Source organism: Actinomadura sp. 1N219 (genome assembly GCF_044326405.1).
Lineage (GTDB): Bacteria > Actinomycetota > Actinomycetes > Streptosporangiales > Streptosporangiaceae > Spirillospora.
On record NZ_JBIRAY010000013.1, the window covers coordinates 208,544 to 225,140 of the forward strand.

Annotated in this window: 20 protein-coding genes; 10 read left to right on the plus strand and 10 right to left on the minus strand. The window is 71.7% G+C overall.

Features of this window, described 5'->3' with window-relative positions; translation table 11 throughout:
* Positions 1 to 19: 19 nt before the first annotated feature.
* Entirely contained in the window at positions 20 to 1,039 is a 1,020-nt protein-coding gene (locus ACH35V_RS33370; protein ID WP_395978659.1) for a TerC family protein, read from the minus strand.
* 777 nt (positions 1,040 to 1,816) lie between these two features.
* Positions 1,817 to 2,179 carry a DsrE family protein gene (locus ACH35V_RS33375; RefSeq protein ID WP_395978661.1) on the minus strand — a complete coding sequence of 121 codons (363 nt, stop codon included), beginning with the start codon at positions 2,177 to 2,179 and terminating at the stop codon, positions 1,817 to 1,819.
* 186 nt (positions 2,180 to 2,365) lie between these two features.
* Here ACH35V_RS33375 and ACH35V_RS33380 point away from each other — a divergent pair, with 186 nt between their 5' ends.
* The 4 genes from ACH35V_RS33380 to ACH35V_RS33395 all read left to right on the plus strand — a co-directional run bounded on the left by ACH35V_RS33380 (position 2,366) and on the right by ACH35V_RS33395 (position 5,241).
* Positions 2,366 to 2,851 carry an FABP family protein gene (locus ACH35V_RS33380; protein ID WP_395978663.1) on the plus strand — a complete coding sequence of 162 codons (486 nt, stop codon included), beginning with the start codon at positions 2,366 to 2,368 and terminating at the stop codon, positions 2,849 to 2,851.
* 417 nt (positions 2,852 to 3,268) lie between these two features.
* Positions 3,269 to 3,685: a Fur family transcriptional regulator gene (locus tag ACH35V_RS33385; protein ID WP_395978666.1), complete on the plus strand. Its 417-nt coding sequence runs from the start codon at positions 3,269 to 3,271 to the stop codon at positions 3,683 to 3,685.
* A gap of 9 nt (positions 3,686 to 3,694) precedes the next feature.
* On the plus strand, positions 3,695 to 4,681 hold the full coding sequence (locus ACH35V_RS33390) for a YgfZ/GcvT domain-containing protein (protein ID WP_395978668.1): 987 nt from the start codon (positions 3,695 to 3,697) through the stop codon (positions 4,679 to 4,681).
* 158 nt (positions 4,682 to 4,839) lie between these two features.
* Complete coding sequence (locus ACH35V_RS33395) at positions 4,840 to 5,241, plus strand: hypothetical protein (protein ID WP_395978670.1); 402 nt, start codon at positions 4,840 to 4,842, stop codon at positions 5,239 to 5,241.
* 13 nt (positions 5,242 to 5,254) lie between these two features.
* Here the strand turns inward: ACH35V_RS33395 and dtd are convergent, their stop codons facing one another.
* Positions 5,255 to 5,680 (minus strand): D-aminoacyl-tRNA deacylase, encoded by a 426-nt coding sequence (gene dtd, locus ACH35V_RS33400; RefSeq protein WP_395978672.1) that lies wholly within the window; start codon positions 5,678 to 5,680, stop codon positions 5,255 to 5,257.
* Positions 5,681 to 5,699: 19 nt separating this feature from the next.
* Between dtd and ACH35V_RS33405 the strand changes: the two genes are divergently transcribed.
* The 3 genes from ACH35V_RS33405 to ACH35V_RS33415 all read left to right on the plus strand — a co-directional run bounded on the left by ACH35V_RS33405 (position 5,700) and on the right by ACH35V_RS33415 (position 8,131).
* Entirely contained in the window at positions 5,700 to 6,527 is an 828-nt protein-coding gene (locus tag ACH35V_RS33405) for a 3-keto-5-aminohexanoate cleavage protein (RefSeq protein ID WP_395978674.1), read from the plus strand.
* A 108-nt stretch (positions 6,528 to 6,635) separates the two neighbouring features.
* On the plus strand, positions 6,636 to 7,004 hold the full coding sequence (locus ACH35V_RS33410; RefSeq protein WP_395978676.1) for a hypothetical protein: 369 nt from the start codon (positions 6,636 to 6,638) through the stop codon (positions 7,002 to 7,004).
* A gap of 146 nt (positions 7,005 to 7,150) precedes the next feature.
* Positions 7,151 to 8,131 (plus strand): asparaginase, encoded by a 981-nt coding sequence (locus tag ACH35V_RS33415; RefSeq protein WP_395978678.1) that lies wholly within the window; start codon positions 7,151 to 7,153, stop codon positions 8,129 to 8,131.
* Positions 8,132 to 8,171: 40 nt separating this feature from the next.
* Here ACH35V_RS33415 and ACH35V_RS33420 read toward each other — a convergent pair whose 3' ends face one another.
* The 7 genes from ACH35V_RS33420 to ACH35V_RS33450 form a co-directional block, all read right to left on the minus strand.
* Entirely contained in the window at positions 8,172 to 8,597 is a 426-nt protein-coding gene (locus ACH35V_RS33420; RefSeq protein WP_395978680.1) for a hypothetical protein, read from the minus strand.
* Between the two features lie 41 nt (positions 8,598 to 8,638).
* Complete coding sequence (locus tag ACH35V_RS33425; protein ID WP_395978682.1) at positions 8,639 to 9,916, minus strand: CynX/NimT family MFS transporter; 1,278 nt, start codon at positions 9,914 to 9,916, stop codon at positions 8,639 to 8,641.
* The gene (locus tag ACH35V_RS33430; protein ID WP_395978684.1) at positions 9,913 to 10,611 is read right to left on the minus strand and encodes a FadR/GntR family transcriptional regulator; all 699 of its coding nucleotides are present in this window, start codon (positions 10,609 to 10,611) and stop codon (positions 9,913 to 9,915) included. Before ACH35V_RS33430 ends, ACH35V_RS33425 begins: the two co-directional genes overlap by 4 nt.
* Positions 10,612 to 10,891: 280 nt before the next feature.
* Entirely contained in the window at positions 10,892 to 11,146 is a 255-nt protein-coding gene (locus tag ACH35V_RS33435) for a hypothetical protein (RefSeq protein ID WP_395978686.1), read from the minus strand.
* 91 nt (positions 11,147 to 11,237) lie between these two features.
* Complete coding sequence (locus ACH35V_RS33440; protein ID WP_395978688.1) at positions 11,238 to 13,013, minus strand: DUF2207 domain-containing protein; 1,776 nt, start codon at positions 13,011 to 13,013, stop codon at positions 11,238 to 11,240.
* A 78-nt stretch (positions 13,014 to 13,091) separates the two neighbouring features.
* On the minus strand, positions 13,092 to 14,186 hold the full coding sequence (locus tag ACH35V_RS33445; RefSeq protein WP_395978690.1) for an RNA-guided endonuclease InsQ/TnpB family protein: 1,095 nt from the start codon (positions 14,184 to 14,186) through the stop codon (positions 13,092 to 13,094).
* Complete coding sequence (locus ACH35V_RS33450; RefSeq protein WP_395978692.1) at positions 14,183 to 14,353, minus strand: toxin-antitoxin system HicB family antitoxin; 171 nt, start codon at positions 14,351 to 14,353, stop codon at positions 14,183 to 14,185. Before ACH35V_RS33450 ends, ACH35V_RS33445 begins: the two co-directional genes overlap by 4 nt.
* A 273-nt stretch (positions 14,354 to 14,626) precedes the next feature.
* On the opposite strand from ACH35V_RS33450, the gene ACH35V_RS33455 reads away from it, so the two are divergent.
* The 3 genes from ACH35V_RS33455 to ACH35V_RS33465 all read left to right on the plus strand — a co-directional run bounded on the left by ACH35V_RS33455 (position 14,627) and on the right by ACH35V_RS33465 (position 16,571).
* Positions 14,627 to 15,505: a neutral zinc metallopeptidase gene (locus ACH35V_RS33455; protein WP_395978694.1), complete on the plus strand. Its 879-nt coding sequence runs from the start codon at positions 14,627 to 14,629 to the stop codon at positions 15,503 to 15,505.
* Positions 15,506 to 15,603: 98 nt separating this feature from the next.
* Complete coding sequence (locus ACH35V_RS33460) at positions 15,604 to 16,074, plus strand: helix-turn-helix domain-containing protein (protein WP_395978696.1); 471 nt, start codon at positions 15,604 to 15,606, stop codon at positions 16,072 to 16,074.
* Positions 16,071 to 16,571 carry a hypothetical protein gene (locus ACH35V_RS33465; RefSeq protein WP_395978698.1) on the plus strand — a complete coding sequence of 167 codons (501 nt, stop codon included), beginning with the start codon at positions 16,071 to 16,073 and terminating at the stop codon, positions 16,569 to 16,571. Before ACH35V_RS33460 ends, ACH35V_RS33465 begins: the two co-directional genes overlap by 4 nt.
* Positions 16,572 to 16,597 lie beyond the last annotated feature (26 nt).

A 16,597-nucleotide genomic window follows, 5' to 3' on the forward strand; every position in this document is an offset into this window, starting at 1 on the left:
AGCCCGCCGCCCGGACGCGTCACCGGGTGGCGGGCTCCTCCTCTTCGCGCTTCTTCTCGCGGCGCTTGCGCAGGGTCCCGGGGCGGGCCTTCTCCTCCGGGTGGTGATGGACGCGGACGAGGCTGGCCCCCGTGGTGAACAGCAGGATCGCCAGGATCACGCCCAGCGACAGCGGCGTCGGGATCTCCGGGATCGACTCGGTGACGTCCTCGTGCAGGAAATGCAGGATCAGCTTGACGCCGATGAACCCCAGGATCGTCGACAGCCCGATCGTCAGGTAGACGAGCCGTTCCAGCAGCCCCTCGATGAGGAAGTACAGGGCTCGCAGGCCGAGGAGGGCGAACGCGTTGGCGGTGAAGACGATGAACGGCTCCTTCGTCACGCCGAACACGGCGGGGATGGAGTCGAGCGCGAACAGGACGTCCGTGCTGCCGATCGCGACGAACACCAGCAGCAGCGGCGTCGCCACGCGGCGGCCGTCCTCGTGCGCGAGCATCCGGCCGCCGTGGAAGTCGGTGCTCACCGGGAACAGCTTGCGGGCGCGCCGGACGAAGAAGGTGTCCTCGACGTCGGGCTCCTCGTTGCGGTGCCGGACGAGCTGGACCGCCGTCCAGATCAGGATCAGCCCGAAGAGCAGGAACGTGAACGAGAACAGGTTGATCGCCGCAGCGCCGACCGCGATGAGAATGGCCCGCAGGATGAGCGCCGCCGCGATGCCGAACAGCAGCGTCTTCTGCTGGAACTCCGCGGGCACCGCGAACCGCGCCATGATGATCACGAAGACGAAGAGGTTGTCGACCGACAGGCTCTTCTCGACGACCCAGCCGGAGAAGTACTCGGTGCCCGCCGTCGTCCCGGCGAGGATCCACACGGCGAGGCCGAACAGCAGCGCGACGGTGATGTAGAACACCGACCAGAACGCGGCCTCCCGGAGCCCGACCGCGTGCGGGCGCCGGACGGCGACGAGAAGGTCGAACACGAACAGCGCGATGATCAGGGCGATCGTCGCGCCCCAGGCCCATGCGGGTATGTCGACCATCCGGCGGCTCCACTCGGTAGGGGCGTCGGCTTCCCGAGACCGCGCCCTCGGAGGGCGCGCCCTCGCCTCCGTCCAGTGGATCTATATCCGTTCTGCGGCGCTTATACCTTCGCCCCGGCCGCCCCGGCACTCACGCGGATCTGAGTATCCGCGCCGATGCGGCCGCCACCTGCGGACGGTCAGGATGCGGGCATGAACACGTCCCGATGGCTCCCCTTCGCGCTCCTGGCCAAGGCGGCCCTGGCCGCCCTGCTCGCCCTCGCCGTCGCCTTCCCCGAATGGGACCGGTTCGCGGACAAGGCGATGGGCGCCCGCGTGGCCGCCTACCCCGCCGCCGTCATGCTCGTCACCCTGATCTGGGCGCTGCGCGGACGGGCCAGGGCGTTCCCGTGGGACGTCGACCTCCTCGTGACCGCGCCGTTCCTCATCGACGTCGCGGGCAACGCCGCCGACCTCTACGACACCATCGGATGGTTCGACGACGCCTGCCACTTCACGAACTGGGCCCTGCTGTGCGCCGCCGCCGGGCTGGCCCTCCGCCGCTCGGGCGGCCTCACCGGCTGGACGCTGGCGCTGACCTGCGCCGGGACCGGCGCGATCGCGGCGATCGTCTGGGAGTTCATCGAGTACGGCGTCTTCATCCTCGACACCCCCGAGGCCGTCACCGCCTACCGCGACACCATCGGCGACCTCACGCTCGGCCTCAGCGGGGCCGTGGTGGCGGGCCTGGCAGTCGCCGCCTCCACCCGCAGGGGCGGGTCAGTAGACGAGCGCCTGTCAGTAGACGAGCGCCTGGACGCCGTCCGTGGTGATCTCCTCGACGAACGTCGGCGCCCCGGCGATGCGGACGCCGGGCAGGACGTCGTCCGGGCCGATGTCGCGGCGGGCCGCGCACTGCGTGCAGAGGGTGACGCGCCCGGCGCTGAGGACGACGGTCAGAAGGTCGTCCAGGGGAGTGGCGTGCGGCAGTGAGAACTCGGCCGCGCGTCCCGGCAGCGCGAACCACGCGGACTCGCCGGTCAGCCAGAGGGACACCGGCACCCCGCTCGCGGCGGCCGCCGCGGCCACGGTGAACGCCTGGTTGCAGCGCTCGGGGGCGTCCGCGCCCGCCGTCACCTTGATCACCAGCGGTCTCGCCATGGTTGAACTGTAGCCCGGCGGGGCGCGTAGCATCCTGCGGTATGGGTGGGATGCTGAACGCGGGGATCCTCGTCGTCTTCCTGGGGCTCGTGGTGGTCTCCGCCGTCCTGCTGGTGATCCGCCTCAGCCGCCTCAAGTGATCGTCGGACGCCCTTGGATGATCGGACGCCGCTACGCTCGGTGCCCATGGATCCTGAGCTGCATCCGGACCTCGAGCCGCTGAAGTTCCTCCTCGGCACCTGGGAGGGCGCCGGAGTCGGCGGCTATCCCACGATCGAGTCGTTCAACTTCGGGCAGGAGCTGTCCTTCACCCACATCGGGAAGCCGTTTCTGAGCTACGCGAGCCGGACCTGGCTGATCGAGGAGGACGGCACGCTCGGGCGTCCGCTGGCCACCGAGACGGGCTACTGGCGGCCGCGTCCCGACAACCAGGTCGAGGTGACGCTGGCCCACCCGACCGGCATCGTCGAGATCTACGTCGGCACCGTCGCGTTCAGCCGGATCGAGTTGCGGACGGACGTCGTCGCGCGCACCGAGTCGGCCAAGGAGGTGACGGGCGGCCACCGGCTGTACGGCATGATCGGCGAGGACCTCGGCTGGGCCTACGACATGGCGGCCGTGGGCCAGAAGCTCCAGTCCCACCTGTCCGCGCAGCTCAAGAGGGTCGGCTGAGCCGCCCACGAAGGTCGCCTGAGCAGCCGAGAAGGTCGCCTGAGCGGCCCGAGAAGGTCGCCGGACATGAACGATCCCCGGACCTTCCCGCATGGGCGGGCGATGGACAGGACGGGTCCATCGGTCCGGGGACCGGGTAACTGCCTGGGATTCGCCGGTCACCGTCGCGACCGGTTGCCACCGCCGATGGCGGCGGCGCCGAGGCGGAACGGCGACTAGCGGACAGTCACCTCGCGAGTCCTACAAGAAACCATTGTTTAGGACCACCTCCTTTCGCGCGTACCTCGCACGCTATGTGAGCCCCCCGCGGCGGGGCAAGCAGGTTTTCCGCGGGCTGAACGCGAGCCGCGGCGGGCGTCCGGCATGGGGAGCCGCTCGGCGGGACGGGCGGCGGCGCTCGGGATCTAGACTCGGGGCATGGTCGATTCGTGGCAGGAGGAGCTGCGGGCGAAGGGGTACCGGGTCACCCCCCAGCGCCAGCTGGTCCTTGAGGCGGTCACCAACCTGGAGCACGCGACCCCCGAAGAGATCTGCACGGAGGTGCAGCGCACCGCCCGCGGCGTGAACATCTCCACCGTCTACCGGACGCTCGAGCTGCTCGAAGAGCTCGGGCTGGTCAAGCACGCGCATCTCGGGCACGGCCCGCCGAACTACCACGTCGCGGCCGAGGCCGAGCACATCCATCTCGTGTGCCGGGGCTGCCACACCGTCCAGGACGTCGACCCGAGGGCCGCGTCCGGACTGGCCGAGGGCCTCCTGCGCGACTTCGGCTTCGAGACGGACGTGCACCACCTCACGGTCTACGGACGGTGCAAGGACTGCCGCGCGACATAACCTGGGTGCATGGAGAGCCCGCTGCTGCAGTCGCCCGGAGCCGTCCCCGCCGATGCGCCCGACCAGGAGGTCGCCGCGCACTACGGCGAACCCGCGCAGGAGCAACGCGCGCTGGAGGACGGGACGGCGTTCGCCGACCGGAGCAACCGGGGCGTCGTCCGCGTCTCCGGCCCGGACCGGCTGAGCTGGCTGCACAGCCTCCTCAGCCAGCACCTGGACGCCCTGAAGCCGTTCGACCCGACCGAGGCGCTGCTGCTCGGCCCCAACGGCCACATCGAGCACCACCTCTTCTTGATCGACGACGGCGAGGCCGTCTGGGCGCACGTGGAGCCCGGCGCGGCGCCCGCCCTCGTGGAGTTCCTCGACCGGATGCGCTTCATGCTCCGCGTCGAGGTCGCCGACCTGTCTGACGACTACGCCGTGATCACCGTCCCGGGGCCCGCCGGGCAGGGCGAACTCGCCTGGCCGGACGTCGCCGGAACCGTCACCCGGATCGTCCCGCGAACCGAGTTCCCGGAGGGCCTGCGGCCTGCCGGGCTCTGGGCGTACGAGGCGCTCCGGATCGCCGAGCACCGCCCCCGCCTCGGCCTCGACACCGACCACCGGACGATCCCGCACGAGGCGGGCTACGTCGAGACGGCCGTCCACCTGAACAAGGGCTGCTACCGGGGGCAGGAGACCGTCGCCCGCGTCCACAACCTCGGGCGCCCGCCGCGCCGCCTGGTCTTCCTCCATCTGGACGGAAGCGTCGACCGGCTGCCCGCCCAGGGCGCCCCCGTCGAGATCCCCGGCGGGCGGACGGTCGGTTTCGTCGGCTCGTCGGCCCGCCACCACGAGCTGGGCCCGATCGCGTTGGCGCTGGTCAAGCGGAACGTCCCGGTGGACGCCGAGCTTCTGGCGGACGGCGTCGCGGCGGCGCAGGAGGTCGTCGTGTCGCCGGAGACCGGCGCGAACGCGCAGATCGATCTTCGGCGGCGGCCCGCGAAACACGGGTAGAACTCCGACCTCTGGGGCAAAATCGTCTGAGTCAGCCGATTTCTGACCGGCCGTGCCCAGGGGAAGGCGGATTTCTACCGATGGTCCCGAACCTGGGGAAAGAGCCACCGGCGGCCAGAAAGGGAGCCCGGCGCCTGCCGCGCAGGGAGTCCGCACTGGTGTGGTGGGCCCTGTTCGCCGCGTTCGCCGGTATCGCCCTGTGGTTGCAGTCATGGCGCGTCGCGCTGCTCGGGCTGCTGACGTGGTGCCTGTACGAGTTCGTCCTCGTCCCGACGCTGTGCCGGGTGCTGAAACGAGAGGGCTATCCCTGCGCGGAACGCGTCCGCGGACGCCTCTTCGCCTGCGGCCCAGGCCACCAGCAGCTGAAGAACGACGCGCTGTGGCGGCTCGTAGGCCTCCGCGACCCCTTCCAGAAGAACGACGAGGACCCCGAGACCGGCGGCGTCGTCCACTCCCCGTACGTCCGCGGACGCCTCACCCAGGCCGACCGCGCCCTCATCCTCCTCGCCGCCCTCGGCACGCTCGCGGCCCTGATCGGCACGATCTACGGCTTCCGCTGACCACCCCGCCCGGCTAGACGTCCACGATCAGCGTGATGGGGCCGTCGTTGACGAGGGCGACCTTCATGTCCGCGCCGAACTCGCCCGTCTCGACCTTCGCGCCGAGGGCCCTCAGCTCGTGGACGACCGCGTCCACCAGCGGCTCCGCGACCGGCCCGGGAGCAGCAGCGGTCCACGTCGGGCGGCGCCCCTTACGGGCGTCCCCATAAAGCGTGAACTGGCTCACGACAAGCAGCGGCGCGTTCACGTCCGAGCACGATTTCTCGTCCTGCAGAATCCGCAGGCCCCACAATTTCGCCGCCAGCCTGCGGGCCTTCCCGGTGTCATCGTCATGCGTCACGCCGACGAGGACGAGGAGCCCCGGCCCCTCGATCGCCCCGACGACACGTCCGCCCACGGACACGCTGGCCTGGCTCACCCTCTGGACTACCGCACGCATGACCATGCATTCTGCCGCCATGGGAGCAACGACGCTCATCACGGTGGCGCCGACGGGGGCGGAGTCCGCGAAGGCGGACGTTCCGGGCCTGCCCGTCACCCTGGATGAACTGGTCCAGACGGCCAAGGAGTGCGAGGCGGCCGGCGCGGCCGTGATCCACGTGCACATCCGCGACGACGACGCGCGGCCCACCCTCGACCTGTCCCGGCTGCGGGACACGGTGCGGGCGCTGCGGGAGAGCACGGGGCTGATCGTCCAGCTGTCCACGGGCGGCGCGGTCACCGACCCGTACGAGGACCGCCTCCGCGTCCTGGACGCCGAACCCGACATGTGCTCGCTCACCTGCGGGACGGTCAATTTCGGAGACGACGTGTTCATGAACCCCTGGCCGTTCATGATGGAGCTCTACCAGCGCACCCAGGCGATGGAGGTCGTCCCGGAGTTCGAGCTGTTCGATCTCGGCCATGTCTCCGCGCTGCACCGCCTCTTGGACAAGTACGGGCTCCCGTATGGCGGGCACGTCCATTGCGACCTGGTGATGGGCGTCCCAGGCGGCATGCCCGGCGACGCACAGACGCTCGTCGCCGCCGTCGAGGCCCTCCCGGACGGAGCGACGTGGTCGGCCACCGGCATCGGCCGCACGTCCCTGCCCGTCCTCCTCGCCGCCCTCTCGGCGTGCGGGCACCTGCGAGTCGGCATGGAGGACACGGTCACGTACGCGAAGGGCCAGCCGGTCACGGCGAACGTCCAACTCGTAGAACGCGCCGCCCAGGCCGCTCACCTGGCACAACGCCCACCGATGCCGTCCGCGGACGCTCGCGTTCTTCTCGGGGTCGGATCGCGGTGAGCTGAGAAGAATCTACCGACGATCTACTACTGATCGTAATTAAATCACTACTCTTCGCACATATTCCGAGTGCACGAATTCGCCGACACTCGGAAGGAATCACCTGTCATGCGCTTCACTCGACGCCCCGTCGCCTCGCTCGGGGTTCTGGCCGCCGCGGCTGCCACCGGTCTGATGACGGCCCCTGCCGCCAACGCTCATACCGACGCCGGGCAGGGGACCGCCGTCCAGGCCCCCGCCGGCAGCCTGCACGCCTGGAGGGGCTACCCGGGAGGGCCGCCCGACCAGGTCTTCGACGGCTTCGAATGCCAGAAGACCGACTACCGGTACCAGGCTTGGAAGGTCGTCAGCGACGGGCCGCCCGAGCTGTGGATGGGCTTCAACGACCCCAACTGCGAGGATGCCAGCGGGTTCTTCAACCCCGGCGGCGAGCCGGAGTTCCGTCACGGCGTCGGTTCCGTCCAGCGGTTCCGCTGACCATCTCGGGCCGTCCGGACGCCTGATCGGCTGACGGCGCCCCGGCGACCTGCACGCGCAGGACGCCGGGGCGTCGTGGTCGAGGTTCTCTGGGCGGGGCTGGGTAGTCGACCATGGAGGCAGCCGGACGCGGAGGAGGGGCAGTGGTGGAGATCAATCCTGTGCTGGTCGAGGTGGAGCGGTCGGGGTTCGTGGAGTCCCGGCATCGCGGGGCGGCCATCGGGTTCGGTGCCGACGGGACGGTCACGGTGCGGGCCGGGGACCCGGACGTGCCGATCTTCCCGCGCTCGGCGAACAAGCCGATGCAGGCCGTCGCGATGCTGCGGGCCGGGCTCGACCTGGACGGCGAGCTGCTCGCGCTCGCCGCCGGCAGCCACTCGGGCGAGGACTTCCACGTCGAGGGGACGGAGAAGATCCTCGCCGGCGCCGGGCTGGTGGCCGACGACCTGCGCTGCCCGGAGAGCTGGCCGCTCGACCCCGAGACGCAGCAGGACGTCGCACGGAGCGGCGGCGGGGCGTCACGGCTGCGGATGAACTGCTCCGGCAAGCATGCCGCCATGCTCGCCACGTGCGTGGCGGTCGGCTGGCCTACCGCGTCCTACCTCGACGTTGACCATCCGTTGCAGGTCGCCGTCCGGGAGACGGTGGAGGAGCTGGCCGGTGAGCCGGTCACGGCGGTCGGGGTCGACGGGTGCGGCGCGCCGCTGTTCGCCGTGTCGACGTCCGGGGTGGCGCGGGCGTTCCGCGCGCTCGTCCTGGCCGGTCCAGGGACGCCCGAATGGCAGGTCGCGGAGGCGATGCGGACGCATCCGCAGTGGACGTCCGGCACGCGGCGCGAGGAGCGGCGGCTGATGGACGCCGTCCCCGGCCTGCTGGTCAAGTGCGGTGCGGAGGGCGTCGACGTGTTCGCGCTGCCCGGCGGCCGGGCCGGCGCCGTCAAGATCGACGACGGGGCGATGCGGGCCCGGACGCCCGTCACCGTCGCGCTCCTGCGCGCCCTCGACGTCCACGAGGGCGTGCCGGAGCTGGACGCGGCGGCGCTGGACGAGCTGGCCGTGGTCGAGGTGCGCGGGGGAGACGGCGTCGTCGGCGCCATCCGTCCGGCTCCGGGCGTCTTCGGCCGGTAGGCGGCCAGCCCGGGCTAGCCCGGTAGCGGCCACCCCGGGGCTAGGCGGGGCCGCCGCTCCGGGTCTCCTTGCCCTTGGCGGCCTCTTCGTCCTTGAGCTCCTCGAACTCCGCCTTGAAGATCGTCTGCTCGTACATGACGCCGTCCGGCCACGGGTTCTTCGGCTCCCGGCCTGGCTGGGGGTTGTCGCGCCGGAACTCCTCGTGCTGCGACTCCCGGCTCGGCGGGTAGCTGTGCGAGAACATGCCGGGCCGGTAGGTGTACGTGCCGCCCTGCTCCATCCCGCGATGGTTGTGCTGGTCGTTCCTGCGCTCGGGGTGGATCTTCCGGGACGACGCCAGCACCGTCATGGAGAGCCGTCCGACCAGCGCCACCACGGCGACGACCGGGATGATCCACGCCCACCAGTGGGCGCCGCGCGGGGCCGTCTCCGCCAGCACGGGGTCGGCCAGGATCGTGGCGAGCATGTCGGACCACCTCCCGGTGGTGTATCGGCCTGGGCACGGGGTCAATTAGGGATGTGTCCGCTTATTTCCGCGTTAACCCCATCGGTGGCCGGTTCGCCCGTCCCGCGGGCGGTCCCGCCGATCGTGCGGTTGCGTCCCGCCGCCAGTCCGGGCAGCGCCATCAGGGCGCAGACGAGCAGCACCGCGGCCATCGGAACGGTCCAGCCGTCCGTGGCGTCGTGCAGCGCGCCGATCGCGAGCGGGCCGAGCGCCGCGATGACGTAGCCGATTCCCTGCGCCATCCCGGACAGCTGCGCCGCGACCTGGGCGTCGTGCGCCCGCAGGCCGATGAACGACAGCGCGGACGCGAACCCGAGGCCCTGCCCCAGCCCGAGGACGACCGTCCACCCCCAGACGGACTCGATCGGCGCCCACGTGGCGCCGGCGAACCCCAGCATGGACAGCGCGACCGTGGCGACCACCAGCGGGCGCTGGTCGCGCGTCCGCCGGGCCAGCACCGGGACGGCCAGCGACCCGACCGCCTGGAGCCCCGCCGCGAGGGCCAGGACGTACCCGGCCGTCGTCTCGTCCATCCCGCGGTCCTGGCACAGGGTCGGGAGCCAGCCGAGGACGACGTACGCCAGCAGCGACTGCATTCCCATGAACACCGTGACCTGCCAGGCCAGCCTGGAGCGCCACAGCCGCGCCGCCATCCCGCGCGCGGACGTCACCGGCGGGGCGGACCGCGCGGCGTGCGCGGCCCGGCGCGCCCTCGGCAGCCAGACCAGCCCCGCGAGCGCGGCCGGGATCGCCAGCAGGCCCAGCGGCAGCCGCCAGGACGCGTCGAAGGCGTCCTCGATCGGCACGGCGAGGCCGGACGCGACGGACGCCCCGGCCGACACGGCGACCGTGTACACCGCCGTCACCGTCGTGATCCGCGCCGGATGGTCCCGCTTGATGATCGCGGGCATCGCGATGTTGCCGACGCTGATCGCGATCCCGGCGAGCAGCGAGCCGGCGAACAGCGGGAACGGGGCGTCCAGCAGGCGCAGCACGAGCCCGGCGACGAGCAGCGCCATCGCGGTGACCAGCAGCGTCTCGCTGCGCGGCGGGCGGCGCAGGAACGCCGCGACGAGCCCGTACGAGCCGAAGAAGGCCAGCGGCAGCGTGGTGAGGGCCCCGGCCGCCGTCCCGGACAGGCCGAACGCGTCCCTGATCTCGGTCAGCACGGGCCCGACCGCCGCGATCGCCGGACGGAGGTTGACCGCCACGAAGACGATCATCAGCAGGGCCCCGGCGAGCCCGGCCCGCCGGTGCCGGCCGGTCCGCGCCTCCGTCACCGTCCCGCCCCGGCGTCGGCGTTCGCGGCCGGCGCCTCGGCGTTCGCGTCCGGCGTCTCGCGGGCGGCCAGCGTTTCCAGGACGACCAGGGTCGGCTCGACCACAGCCGCCGCCGCCGACGCCGCGGCCTGCGGGTCGGCGGCGGCGATCGCGTCCAGGACGGCGCGGTGCGCGGCGGGACCGGCCTCCGGCACCTCGCGGTCGAGCCTGATCGCGCGCATCGACTCGTGGAGCCGGTCGATGAAGTAGCGCATCGCCTCGATCAGCACCGGGTTCCCGGACGCCTCGGCGATGCCCAGGTGGAACGCCGCGTCGGCGGCTCCGAACGCGTCCGGCTCGGTGGCCTCGTCGCGGGCGCGGAGCAGCTCTTCGAGGCGCGCCAGATCGGCGTCGGTGCGGCGCCGCGCCGCGAGCCGCGCGGCCTGGACGTCGTAGGCGAGCTGCAGCTCGAAGAAGTCCCGGATGGACGCGCGGGCCAGCCGGCGCAGCAGCGGACGAGGGTTGGCCGTGCTGCGGACGTACGTCCCGTCCCCGCGCCGCACCTCCAGCACCCCGACGTGCGTCAGCGCCCGGATCGCCTCCCGGACCGCCGGACGGCTCACGCCGAGCTGCGCGGCCAGGTCCAGCTCGGCGGGGATGCGCCGTCCGACCGGCCAGGAGCCGTCGCTGATCTGGGCCTGGAGCTGATCGAGCACGGCGTCGACCGTCGACCCGCCGGGAACGGGACTCAAACCCACAAAAGCCTCCAAAGTAAGACGTCAGACATCTTACTTAGAGGAATTCGGAGATTTCGGGCGGGTTCGGGTTGGAACCCGCGGCGACCGCCGGGAGGGGTCTCGGCGATCACCGCGGGCGCGGACGACGCCCGCCGGACGGGGTGTGGGGCGTGGGAACCGATCCGGCGGGCGTCGCATCCTTGCCGGCGCTTTGATCGTCTACGGCATCAGCGGGGCGGGTGTCAGCGGGGGGACGGTGTCAGCGGGGCGCGGGCGGGACCGGGTCGCGGCGCGTCCGCTGCGACGGGCTGCCCGAGAGCACTCCGCCCTGCACGGGCCCGCGATGCGGCAATCCAGAGGACCTCCCCTTGGGGCGATGCGGCGGCCGGCGCGATGCGAGCAGCGTTGCCACGACCCAGAGGATGACGGCCACGAAGATGACCGCAGGCCCGATGGCCAGGAAGTACGCGTCCCCGAGGCGGGTGGAGTCGGCGAGGACGGGGCTGGGGAGCATGAGGAACACCTCCTCGCCCCAGCCCCTACCCGCCGTCAGATCTTTAACCGTCCGGCCGCTTTTCGGTCGCCGTCCCCGGAGGAAACGGGCCTCACAGGCCGCGGGACTGGGAGATGGAGCCGGAGGTCGCGAGGGTGAAGGTCCGCATCGACTCGGCGAACTTCGACAGGTCCCATTCGGCTGGGCCCTCGTACCAGTAGAGGTTGTCGGCGCCCTCGGCCCGCTCGCCCGCGTCCTTCACCGTCTCGGCCCACTTCGGGACGGCGTCGAACACCACCGCGTACGGCAGGAACCGCGAGAACAGCGCGATCCGCTGCTGGGACGCGACCGCGTCGCCGTCCGGCATGGCGCCGCGCTCCAGGAACGCGCGGAATCCGATGGTGTGCGCGAGGACCGTGGCGCCGCGCGCCGTCTTCGCCGGCATGTACTGGCCGCCGAACGCCAGCGCCGCGCCCGCGATGATCAGCGCGAGCCCGGCGAGGGCCCATTCGGTGGTGAGGGCGAGCGCGACGGTCCCGGCGACGCCGAGCAGGGTGATCAGGACGCCCGCGACCGTCCACCGGGACCGGACCGTGTCGGGCCGCCGCGCGAACCAGCCCTGCTTCACCACGTCGTCGTACATCGCGGACCTGACCTGGGCGAGCTTCGTCGCGAACGTCCCGCCGAGCTGCGACAGCTTGACCGCGTCGCGGCCGCTGCCGTCGGGGGCGGTGAGCAGCGCGTCCAGCAGGATCCGCTCGTAGGGCAGCAGGTCGACCTGCGGGCGGCCCAGGCGGCGCAGCGTCCAGTCGAGGCGGCCGGTGCTGGCCCTGTCCTCCTCCTCGATCAGCAGGTAGCCGCGGACCGCGAGGTCCACGATCGTCGCGGTCACGTCGATCACGTCGGCCTGCTCGTCGATCAGCGTGCCGATCTGGCCGGGACGCACCCCGTCCGGCGGCTCGAACTCCGCCCCGGCGAGCGGCGCGTGATCGCCCTCGACGGCGTGCTTCCCCACGACCCGGGCGTCGCGCCCGCGGAGCATGTACAGCGCGGCCAGGCCGCCGCCGAGCAGCACCAGCAGGCCGATCAGCGCGCCGCCGGTGACGGCGTTGACGGAGAACGCCGTCGCGATCGTGTGGCGCCGCTCGTAGATCGCCCGGCCGCCGGTCGTCCCGGCCGGGAGGCCCGCGACGACCGTGAGGTACTCGCCGGGCAGCATCCCCTGCTGCGCGTAGACGCCCTGCGTGTGCGTGTGGTTCGTGTAGTACTGCGTGCAGCCGATCGTGCTGCCGATCGGCCCGGTGAAGCAGTTGACGTTGCGGATCGTCGCGCCGCCGTCGACGGTCGCGCGCGCCTCGTCCACCGGGACCTTCCAGCCGCCGATCACCGGCCAGCGCAGCTCCTCCGCCGCGCCCATCGGCGTGATCGCGCCGCGCACGTCGTACTCCAGCACGATCGTGCGGTTCCCGGTCAGCTTCTGCCCGCCCGTCACCGAAACCGTCGTGCTGGTGTCCTTGCTGGACGAGCCGACCTTGGTAGGCCCGCCGTCCGGGCTACTCGCCCGCAGGTTCTCGATCTTGTAGACGCGGTCCTCGGTGAGGCTCTCGTGGCTGCGCGTCGGGAACGTCCGGTCGAAGCCCTTGCCGCCGTCGAACCGGTAGACGATGGTCTCCTTCACCCGGGTCACACCACCCTTGCCCGTGGTGAGCACGGCCTCGTCCTTCAGGACGCGTTCCGGCGCGGCGATCCGCCCCCGCGCGGCCTCCGCCGGTTCCGCCGCCGAAGCGGAAACGCAGGTCGACGCGGACAGAACGGCCGTTGCCGAAAGAGCACCCGACAACACCGCAACCACCGGCCGCAACCGGAACATCGCCGCAAGAGCAGACATGGCCGCAAATGGTATCGGCAATGCGTGCGATGATTCTCTGCTGTGACTCCTCCGCCCCCTGAAGGGGGCGGCTTCTCGCTAAGCCGCTTCCGCAGCCTCACGAAGGGCAAGCCCTGCCCTGAGGATGTTGATCGCCGCGTTCACGTCGGCGTGCGAGGTGTTGGCGGGGTTCACCGCGATGAGCTCTCGACCGGCGCTTTCAGCCTTGTGCGCGAGGACCGTCAGGATCACCCCCCAACCCGCATCCAGGATCGAACGGTTCAGCCCCGATTTGGCCGCGACACGACGCCCGGGCTCGTCGATGGTGCCGGAGGCCGAGCGGATCATGTTCGCGATCCGCAGGTCCTCATGCACGATCACGTCGTGGTCACGGACCAGCCGCAGAGCGGTCTTGTGGGCGGTGTCGAGGCGCTGACGGCGGACTCTGGCGTGCAACGCGGCGACACGGCGGACCGCCCTGCGGCGCCGGTTCGACCCGCGTTCGCAGCGCGCCAGGTCGCGCTGCGCAGCGGCGAGCCGGTCGGCCGCCGACCGCAGGTGGCGCGGGTTGGCCAGGTGCTTACCGCCACTGGTCGTCACCAGGGACGCCACACCCAGGTCGACGCCTACGGCAGCGCCGGTCGCGGGCAGCGGCTGCGCAGGCACGTCTTCACACGAGAGGATCACGAACCAGCGTGCCCCTTCCCGCTTCACCGAGATCGTCTTCACCGTTCCGGCGACGGGCCGGTGCTGGTGGACGCGGACGTGCCCGACGCCCAGCAGGTATACGCGGGTGGCGGGTTCGTGGGGCCGGGAGTCCCAGCACGCGCCGTTCTTACGGGCGGGCCATTCGATGGTGTCGAACCGGCCCCTGCCCTTGAAACGCGGGTAGCCGGGGCATCTCCCGTCCTTGACACGGCGGAAGAACGCGGCGAACGCCCGTTCGAGACGCCGCAGCGTCTGCTGTTGGGAACCGGCCGACCAGCGGCCCTGTCCGCCGGGGTCGGCGCGGCGGACCTCCTTCAGTTCGGCGGACTGGTCGCCGTACCGGACCGTGACCCCGGCCGCCCGGTAGGCGGTCCGGCGGTGTTCGAGGGCGGCGTTGTAGAGCTGCCGGTGGTCCTCCAGGCACGCGGCGAGCGTCCCGGCCTGACGGGCGGTCGGGCGCAGCAGGAACCTGAACGACCGCCTCACCGTCTGCGTCGCCGGTCTTCGGTGCGCAGCCCCTCGCCCAGAAGAAGACACGCGGCTGCGTTGATCGAGACGCCCGCCTCTTCGGCGTACTCCTCGATCCGCCGTTTCAGCGCGGGCGGAACCCGAAGGTTCAGCGACTCGCGGGGTGCCCCTCTAGCCACAACCATGATGCTTCCACTTTTCGAAGGGAGGGAGCGCGGACGCGCTCACGGCCTCAGGCCCAGTGCACCCTCCGCGCAACCGTGATGGCTGGTCAGTACCCTCCCCCGCCACCGCGGCGTCCGGCGCAGCCGTACGGCGGTCCCGGCTACGGCCACGGTCCGTCCGGCTACGGTCCGCCCCCTGTCTACGGGCGGCCGGGACCGCCCCCGCCGCCCGGGCCGCCCTATCCGCCGCGTCCGCCCGGGCCGTACGGGCAGCCGCAGTATCGGTATGTTCCGGTGCGGCCGCGGCCGCGGCGGAGTGCCGGGGGGACGATCGCGGGGATCTTCGGCGGCCTCACCGCGATGATCGTCCTCGGGATCCTCGGGCTCACCCTGTTCGCCGGGCAGGACGGCGTGTCCGGCACCAGGACCACCACCTCGTCCGGCGGCGGGTCGTCCCCGCGCGAGCAGGCCACCGACAGCAGGCTCTACAAGACGGGCGCGCTGACGCCGGTGAGCTGCGCGCTGCCCCAGATCCAGCAGAGCGCCGCGTCCATGCGCCGGTTCATGGACGTGCTGAGCGACTGCCTGGACGTCGCGTGGTCGAAGCAGTTCGAGAAGGCCGGGATCCCGTTCGAGAAGCCCGACCGCGTGTTCTGGCAGGAGCCGGGACGCAGCCCGTGCGGCACCTACCCGGCGCCCGGCGCGTCCGCGTTCTACTGCCCGGCCAACAACACCATGTACGTGGGGCTCCGGCATGTCGTCGAGACGTCGGGCGGCGAGCCGCTCTCCCACTACGCGGTGTTCGCGCGGGTCATCGCCCACGAGTACGGGCACCACGTCCAGGACCGCGCGGGCATCCTGCTGTACGCCGACCGGCGGATGGAGTCCGCCGACACCGGCACCCGCAACGAGGCGAGCCGCCGCATCGAGCTGCAGGCGCAGTGCTTCGCCGGCGCGTTCCTCGGCTCGGAACGCGCCACGCTGCCGATGACGCGGGAGCAGTACATCGCGATGATCAGCGACCTGCGCGGCCGCGGCGAGGACCGGCTGCCCCCGGACGAGCGCGACCACGGCCTCGGACGCCACTACGCGGGCTGGGTCGTCGCGGGCTACGACGGCCGCCGCCTGACCGTGTGCAACACCTGGACGGCCCCGTCCTCCAAGGTCAGCTAGCCCCGAAGGGTCAAGCGGCCGCCATGTGAGGGGACTCACCCGGCAAGTGCTAGCTATGCTGCTTGCAATTGCAAGCAGCATGACGCAGGGTGGGAGACATGGCTGGTTCGAAGGTCGGCTCGATCGGGGAGTACATCCGGGAACAGCGGACGCGGGCGAAGATCTCGCTGCGTCAGCTCGCGGACGTCTCGGGCATATCCAACCCGTACCTGAGCCAGATCGAGCGCGGCCTGCGCAAGCCGAGCGCCGAGATACTGCAGCAGATCGCGAAGGGGCTGCGGATCTCCGCCGAGGCGCTGTACGTGCAGGCCGGAATCCTGGAGGCCCGCGAGGCCGACACGGATCTGCAGGCCGCCGTCCGCGCCGACGTCCTCCTCACGGAACGGCAGAAGCAGGTTCTGCTCGACATCTACGCGTCGTTCCTCAAGGAGAACGAGGCCGACGGCGTCGCCGCGGCGGAGGCGGAGTACGCGGAGCCCGACCAGGCCGCGGCGGACGAGGCCGCACCCGAACCAGCCATGTCAGAACGGATCAGACCAATACGGAACGGAAAGGAAGAGGTCGGATGACGCTGGCCAGCAACCTGCGAGAGAACAAGGCCGTGTACGCCGTGGCCGGCGCGGGCGACTTCGCGGTGGCGAAGCTCCGCGAGATGCCCGAGCAGATGACCAGGTACCAGGGGCGCGCCCGCGAGACCGCGACGAAGTACCAGGGCGAGGTCCGCGAGACCGTCGGCCGCTACCGCGGCCAGCTCCGCGACAGCGTGGAGCGCTACCGCGGCGAGGTCTCCCGGTACCAGGAGCGCGTGGACGCCAAGGACCTGCCGGGCGCCGCCGTCGCCTACGCGACGCACGTCGGCACCCGGGCGTTCGAGTTCATCGACGAGCTCGCCGAGCGCGGCAAGAAGGTCGTCAACCGCGAGGCCGTCGAGGTCGCCGAGATCACCGACGCGAAGCCGGCCCCGAAGCCCCGCGCCGGGCAGACCCGTACCGCGCAGACGCGCGCCGCGCAGCCGAAGCGGAGCGGCACGCGGACGCGGTCCACGACCAAGAAGAACGGCGCCTGAGCGCGACGTCCGTCAGGGCCCGGCCG